Source organism: Promicromonospora sp. NPDC060204, assembly GCF_042728455.1.
In the GTDB taxonomy this organism is placed as follows: Bacteria; Actinomycetota; Actinomycetes; order Actinomycetales; family Cellulomonadaceae; genus Promicromonospora.
In genome coordinates this window covers 1-6,610 of sequence record NZ_JBHWZO010000315.1, presented here as the reverse complement: position 1 = coordinate 6,610, position 6,610 = coordinate 1, and the positions used below count along the sequence as shown (strand labels likewise).

Genomic DNA, 6,610 nt, shown 5'->3' with positions numbered 1-6,610 from the left:
GAGACAGCTCAAAGCGAAGAAACCCGGGCCTCAAAGGTGATGAGAGTGATCGAGTGCGACGGCGGCAGGCCCGCGACCACGGGGACCCACGCCCGGCAGGCCGGTGATCAGCAGGCCCGGCAGCGGCCCGCGACCCACGCCCCCGTCAGAGGCGGTCCAGCGGGATCGACCGGGCGATCGCCGTCTGACCCGCGATGTTCGCGTGGACCCCGTCCCCGCTGTCGTACGGCGGGTAGATGGAGTTCGGGTTGTTCGGGTCGCGCAGCACGGTGTCGAAGTCGAACACGCCGTCGCAGGTCCCCGAGCAGTTGCCGCCCGCCCGGACGAAGTCGTTCACGACCGCGCGCCGCGCGTTCTGCTCGGCCGTGTAGCCGGGACGCGGCGTGATCGGCGTGACGAAGACCTTGATCCCGGCCGCCCGCAGGCGGGCGAACGTGTCCCGGTAGGCCGCCAGGATCGTCTCGGCGCTGCAGTTGTTCGCGAGGTCGTTGGTGCCGTAGTAGTAGATGACCGCCCGGACGTGGTGCAGCGCGAGCACGTCGCGGTCGAGGCGCGAGATGCCGTCCAGGCCGCCGGCCCCGCACGCGGGCGCTGCCGTGGTCCCGGCGATCCCCTCGTTGACCACGGCGACCTGACGGTCGGCGGGCAGCTCGCCCACCACCCGTTGCGCGAGCGTGTCGGTCCAGCGCTGGAACACGGCAGGCGGCGGGCAGCCGGCTCCGCAGCTGTCCGCGCCCACGCCGTCGACCACCGAGCTGCCGTAGGCGACCACCGTGCCGCCGGCCACCGTGCCGGCGACGTCGGGCCCGAGCACGTCGACGGCGCTGACCAGGTAGGTCCAGCCGTGTGTGTCGGGGAAACCGGCGCCCGAGGTGTCGGAGGTCGTGTTGCCGCCGCCCGCCGCCGAGAAGTAGTTGGTGCGGCCGGCCAGGTCGTGGAGCATCATCCGGGTCGGGTTCGCGAGGTAGAAGCTCACCGCCAGGTCGTCCAGGGCCGACGTCGCCAGGTTCACCGGGTCGCTCCAGACCTCGCCGCCGGCCGGGACCGACACCGTGGGCGAACCGCCGAACGTGACGGCGCGCAGGGTCTCGGGCCGTACGGCCGCGCCGCCGGCGCTCAGCCCCGCGGTGGTCGCGTTCACGACGAGGGGAGCCGTGCCGAACTGGTTCTGCAGCCGCACACGCAGCGCCGAGCCGCCCTGCGTCAGCCGGGTCACGACCCGGACCGACCTGTTCTGGAACGTCTCCGGACTCAGCCCGGAGCTGCGCTGCTGCGACTGCGTCCACGACGTCGACCACTCGTCGGCGTCGGGCGCGGACGCGCCGGCGGTGACACTCCCGCCGACGGCGACCCCGGCCGCCGTGACGAGCGTGATCAAGGTACGTGCAAGGTCTCGGAACACCATCGGTCCACCCGCTTCGTTGCTCGAGTCGTCGCTGATCGAGTACGCGGCGCGGCGCCGTGCGCCCCGCCGGGCGGAACGCCCGCCCGTCGGAACGTATGACCCGGGCACCCGACTGTCAACGCTGTCATCGCTGATCGGGTGACTTTTTCGTGGCGGGAGGACGCACCCGCTCCTACGGTGTGCAGGCAACCGTCCCCTCGTGCAAGGAGACCACCATGCGCCGTCGTCGCCGTTCCGCACTCGCCGTCGCGAGCCTCGGGCTGGCCGCCCTGCTCGCCACGGCGGGCCAGGCCGCAGCAAGTCAGGCCGCCGCGAACCAGACCCCGTCCGACCAGGCAGGGCAGTCCGAACAGGCCGACCGGGCCGCCATCGCGGCCGCCGCGACCCCGCTCACCGCGAGCAACTTCCGCTACACGCTGTCGCAGACGTCGTCGTCCCTGATCGGCGCGCTCGACTCGGCCCTGCCGAACGTGACCATGGGCGCGGTGGCCGACGACGCGAACCGCACCCCGAGCTGCGGCAGCGCCCCGTCGGTCACGAACCGCACCGCGTACTACTGCTGGAACGACGGCGACCAGGACACGAGCGCCTGGTACCCGCAGGGCATCACCACCAGCTCGGACGCATACGCCGAGGGCACCTACGACGGCAAGCGGATCAACCTCGTGAGCTGGTACGACCACGCCGAGGACGGTATCGACAAGGGCGTGCGCATCAGCGTGTCGAACCTGTCGGCGAGCGCGTCGGCCCCGCCGTACCGCCACCTGCTGCTGGTGGAGCCGAGCGGCACGACGAGCGCGCCGTCGTTCAAGCCCATCGACATCCATGCGGGCGGCATCATGTGGTACGGTAACCTGCTCTACGTGGCGGACACGGGCGGCGGCTTCCGGGTGTTCGACCTGGACCACCTGTGGCAGGTCTCGACGGGTGAGGCCTCGAAGATCGGCCGGCAGGCGGACGGCTCGTACCAGGCCTTCGACTACAAGTACGTGCTGCCGCAGACCGCGAAGTTCACCGACTCGACGGCGGGCGGGTACGCGCAGCTGCAGCACTCCTCGGTCTCGCTGGACCGGACGAGCACGCCGGACTCGGTGGTCGTCAGCGAGTACCGCAGCGCCGACGACGTCGAGGCCGGTGCGCAGGTCAGGACGATCCGCGTGCCGATCGACTACACGAACCGGTACCTGAAGCCGGCGTCGGACGGGATCATCAAGGCGACCGAGGCCTACCGGACGGACCTGGAGAGCGTGCAGGGCTCGACGGCGATCAACGGGGAGTTCTTCTTCTCGCAGAGCGACGGCGACACCTTCTCGGACCCGAACTCGGACGGTGACCTGCACACGTTCGTCGCGCCGTCGGGCTCGATCGTGCGACACGGGAACGCGCTGACGGTGGGGTCGGAGGACCTGTCCTACGACCCGACGCGGGACTACCTGTGGTCGCTCGGCGAGTACCCGGGCTACCGGTGGGTGTACGCGGCGGACGCGTCGTCCTTCTGAGGCTCCCGCCCCGGCGCCACACCTGACGTGTCAGGCGTACGGGTCACCCGCGTGACCTGTACGTCTGACACAGCAGCCGGACCGGCCTGCGGCGAGTCGCGTGCTGTTCACCGGGTCGGGCCGAACCTAGGGTGGTCCCGTGACGCGTCGCATCGAGGACTACGGGATGGTCGGTGATCTCCAGACCGCCGCACTGATCGGCCGGGACGGGTCGGTCGACTGGATGTGCCTGCCGCGCTTCGACTCCCCGGCGTGCTTCGCCGCGCTGCTCGGGGACGAGCGGCACGGGTCGTGGCGCCTGGGCCCGACGTCGGGCGGCGACTGCACGAGCCGGCGCTACCGCGACGGCACGCTGGTCCTGGAGACGGAGTGGGACCTGCCCGAGGGGCGGGTCCGGGTGATCGACCTGATGCCGCCGCGCGGTGACGAGGCCGACCTGGTCCGGATCGTCGAGGGGGTCAGCGGCCGCGTCGCCATGACCACCGAGCTGCGGCTCCGGTTCGACTACGGGAACATCGTGCCCTGGATCACGCAGGACGGCGACGCGCTGCGCGCCGTGGCGGGCCCGGACTCCGTGCGCATCGACTCGGTGGTCCCGATGATGCGGGAGGGTTCGAGCGACGGGTCGGTGCTGCGCGCGGAGTTCACGGTCGGACCCGGCGACCGGGTGCCGTTCGTCCTGAACTATCACGCGTCCCACCTGGAGACCCGGGACCCGGTCGAGCCGTACGCGGCCCTGCGCGACACCGAGGACTTCTGGCACACCTGGCTCGAGGGCTGCAGCTACACCGGCCAGTGGCCCGACGCCGTGCACCGCTCGCTGATCACGCTGAAGGCCCTCACCTACGCCCCGACGGGGGCGATCGCCGCGGCGGCCACGACCTCGCTGCCCGAGCAGCTCGGGGGCAGCCGCAACTGGGACTACCGGTACTGCTGGCTGCGGGACGCCGGTCTCACGCTGCAGGCCCTGATCGGCACGGGTTTCATCGACGAGGCCCGCGAGTGGCGGGCGTGGCTCCTGCGGGCCGTGGCGGGCGACCCGGCGGACCTGCAGATCATGTACGGGCTCGACGGGCGGCGCCGGCTGCCGGAGTACACGCTCGACTGGCTGCCGGGCTTCGAGGGTTCCTCGCCGGTCCGGATCGGCAACGACGCGGCCAGCCAGCTCCAGATCGACGTGTGGGGCGAGACGCTGGACGCCCTGCACCACGCCCGCGAGGCGGGGCTGGAGCAGGACGACGACGTCTGGCGGCTGCAGCGCGCGCTGCTGGAACACCTCGAGGAGCACTGGGACGACCTCGACAACGGGCTCTGGGAGGTGCGCGGCCCGCGCCGCGCGTTCGTGCACTCGCGCGTCATGGCCTGGGCGGGCTTCGACCGGGCCGTCCGCGCCGTCGAGAAGTACGGCCTGGTCGACGAGCCCGTCGAGCGCTGGCGCGCCGTGCGCGACCGGATCCACGACGACGTGTGCACCCACGGGTTCGACGCCGGGCGGAACACGTTCACGCAGTTCTACGGCTCGGACGGGCTCGACGCCGCGCTGCTGCTGATCGGTCAGGTCGGCTTCCTGCCCTGGGACGACCCCCGCGTCGTCGGCACCGTGGACGCCGTGCAGCGCGAGCTCGGCCAGGACGGGCTGCTGCGGCGGTACCACAACGAGGCCGACGACCAGGTGGACGGCCTGCCCGGCGCCGAGGCGACGTTCCTGGTGTGCAACTTCTGGCTGGTCGACGCGCTGCACGGCATCGGCCGCGTCGACGAGTCCGTCGCCCTGTTCGAACGGCTGCTCGCCGTGCGCAACGACCTGGGGCTGCTCAGCGAGGAGTACGACCCGGCGACCGGCCGGCACCTCGGCAACACACCCCAGGCCTTCAGCCACCTCGGCCTGGTCAACAGCGCGCTGCGCCTGGGTCAGCCTCGCGAGTCGCGCCAGGCGACCCAGTCCGTCACGGTCGACAGGTCGTAGTCCGGTCCGCTCACCCCGACGGTGAACAGCGTGGCCCCGGCCGCCACGAGGGCTTCGCCCTCCTGAGCGGGCGAGCCCTGCGCCTGCACCGAGCGCTCGACCAGGTTCGCCGTGTCCCGCCCGACAGCGGCGCCGTGCTCGTCGAGGATCGCGGACTTGCTGGTCAGGGTCTGCACGTCGCCGAACGCGTGCCAGATGTCGGCGTGCTCGGCCACGATCCGCAGCGTCTTGCGGACGCCCCCGCCGCCGATCAGGACCGGGATCTCGCGCGAGGGCGCCGGGTTGCCCGCCGCCAGCCGGGCCTTGATCCGCGGCATCGCGTCGGCCAGGCTCGCGATCCGCGACCCCGGCGTGCCGAACTCGTAGCCGAACTCGTCGTAGTCCTTCTCGAACCAGCCGGCGCCCAGGCCTAGGATCAGCCGCCCGCCCGAGATGTGGTCGACCGTGCGCGCCATGTCCGCCAGCAGGTCCGGGTTGCGGTAGCCGATGCCGCTCACGAGGGCGCCGATCTCCACGCGCTCGGTCTGCTCCGCCCACGCGCCGAGCATGGTCCAGCACTCGAAGTGCTTGCCTTCGGGGTTGCCCCGCAGCGGGAAGAAGTGGTCCCAGTTGAAGATGATGTCGACGCCGGCGTCCTCGGCACGGAGCACCGCGTCGCGGATCGCGGAGTAGTCGGCGTGCTGGGGCTGGAGCTGGACACCGATGCGGATCGGGCGGTCTGTCATGGCGGCAGCCTACGACCCGCCAGAGGTCCGGCAGCCCATGGTCCGCCGGATCCGATAGCCTCTGCCGCACGTGACACGGGGTGCCCTGCCAGGGCTGAGACCACACCCGTCGAACCTGATCCAGATCATGCTGGCGAAGGGATGTCCATCGTGACTTCTTCCGTTGTCCCCGTTTCCACCGCGACCCCCGCCGACGCCGCCGTCCGCCCCTTCACCGAGGAGGCCTGGGACCGCATCGCGGGCTGGCGCGACGCCGTCGAGCACATGCCGTTCATCGTGGCGCTCGCGGACGGCTCGCTGCCCGCCGCGTCCTTCGCGTTCTACCTCGCCCAGGACGCCGCCTACCTGCGCGAGTACTCGCGGATCATGGCGCGCGCCGCGCAGGCGGCGCCCGACCCGGCCGCGCAGGGCTTCCTCGCACGGTCGTCCGTGACGGCCCTGGAGGTCGAGACGGTGCTGCACCGCGACTGGCTGGGCGCGCACGCCGGGCTGGCGGCCGGCGACGTCGCCGCGGTCGAGCCGTCCCCCGTGACCGCGGCCTACACGGGCCACCTGCACGCCGCGGCGTCGTGCAGCTACGCCGAGACGGTCGCCGCGCTCCTGCCCTGCTTCTGGCTCTACGCCCACGTCGGGAGCGTGCTCGTGGACCTGGCCGGACGCCGCCCCGGCGGCCTCGCGGGCCACCCGTACGCGGCCTGGATCGGCACCTACGGCGACGAGGCCTTCCAGGAGTCGACCCGGCAGGCCCGCCGGCTGGCCGACGACGCGGCCCGCTGGGTCTCCCCGGCCGAGCGCGAGCGCATGCTGCGGGCGTTCGAGATCTCGTCGGTGCACGAGTACCTGTTCTTCGAGCAGGGCCTGACCGCCCCCGCCTGGCCGACGCCGCCCGTCCGGGCCTGACGCGTGTCGGCCTGAGGTGTGCCGGCCTGAGGCGTGTCGGCCGGGCGCGAGATCGTGTCCTGAGGTCGAGACTAGGGGTGACGCCGGCCGCCGGCGTCACCCCACCCAGTCTCTT

The 6,610-nt window shown here is 72.1% G+C and carries 5 protein-coding genes and 1 riboswitch; of the genes, 3 read left to right on the top strand and 2 right to left on the bottom strand.

The features are described 5' to 3' along the window. Positions 1-145: 145 nt before the first annotated feature. Entirely contained in the window at positions 146-1,378 is a 1,233-nt protein-coding gene (locus ACFWEJ_RS25895) for a GDSL-type esterase/lipase family protein (protein WP_377232047.1), read from the bottom strand. 242 nt (positions 1,379-1,620) lie between these two features. Between ACFWEJ_RS25895 and ACFWEJ_RS25890 the strand changes: the two genes are divergently transcribed. Both ACFWEJ_RS25890 and ACFWEJ_RS25885 read left to right on the top strand, forming a co-directional pair. Beyond that, positions 1,621-2,904, top strand: a complete 1,284-nt coding sequence (locus ACFWEJ_RS25890; RefSeq protein ID WP_377232046.1) for a hypothetical protein — start codon at positions 1,621-1,623, stop codon at positions 2,902-2,904. A 166-nt stretch (positions 2,905-3,070) separates the two neighbouring features. Then, the gene (locus ACFWEJ_RS25885) at positions 3,071-4,870 is read left to right on the top strand and encodes a glycoside hydrolase family 15 protein (RefSeq protein ID WP_377232048.1); all 1,800 of its coding nucleotides are present in this window, start codon (positions 3,071-3,073) and stop codon (positions 4,868-4,870) included. Here ACFWEJ_RS25885 and ACFWEJ_RS25880 read toward each other — a convergent pair. Beyond that, positions 4,816-5,595 (bottom strand): LLM class F420-dependent oxidoreductase, encoded by a 780-nt coding sequence (locus ACFWEJ_RS25880; protein ID WP_377232045.1) that lies wholly within the window; start codon positions 5,593-5,595, stop codon positions 4,816-4,818. The genes ACFWEJ_RS25885 and ACFWEJ_RS25880 overlap by 55 nt on opposite strands. 66 nt (positions 5,596-5,661) lie before the next feature. Continuing rightward, a riboswitch (TPP riboswitch) is annotated at positions 5,662-5,754 on the top strand. On the opposite strand from ACFWEJ_RS25880, the gene ACFWEJ_RS25875 reads away from it, so the two are divergent. Then, positions 5,746-6,495, top strand: a complete 750-nt coding sequence (locus ACFWEJ_RS25875; protein WP_377232044.1) for a TenA family protein — start codon at positions 5,746-5,748, stop codon at positions 6,493-6,495. (Overlaps the previous riboswitch by 9 nt.) Positions 6,496-6,610 lie beyond the last annotated feature (115 nt).

Coding starts and splice junctions, on each gene's coding strand:
- ACFWEJ_RS25890 (WP_377232046.1), top strand. CDS start 1,621: ATGCGCCGTCGTCGCCGTTCCGCACTCGCCGTCGCGAGCCTCGGGCTG.
- ACFWEJ_RS25885 (WP_377232048.1), top strand. CDS start 3,071: ATGGTCGGTGATCTCCAGACCGCCGCACTGATCGGCCGGGACGGGTCG.
- ACFWEJ_RS25880 (WP_377232045.1), bottom strand. CDS start 5,595: ATGACAGACCGCCCGATCCGCATCGGTGTCCAGCTCCAGCCCCAGCAC.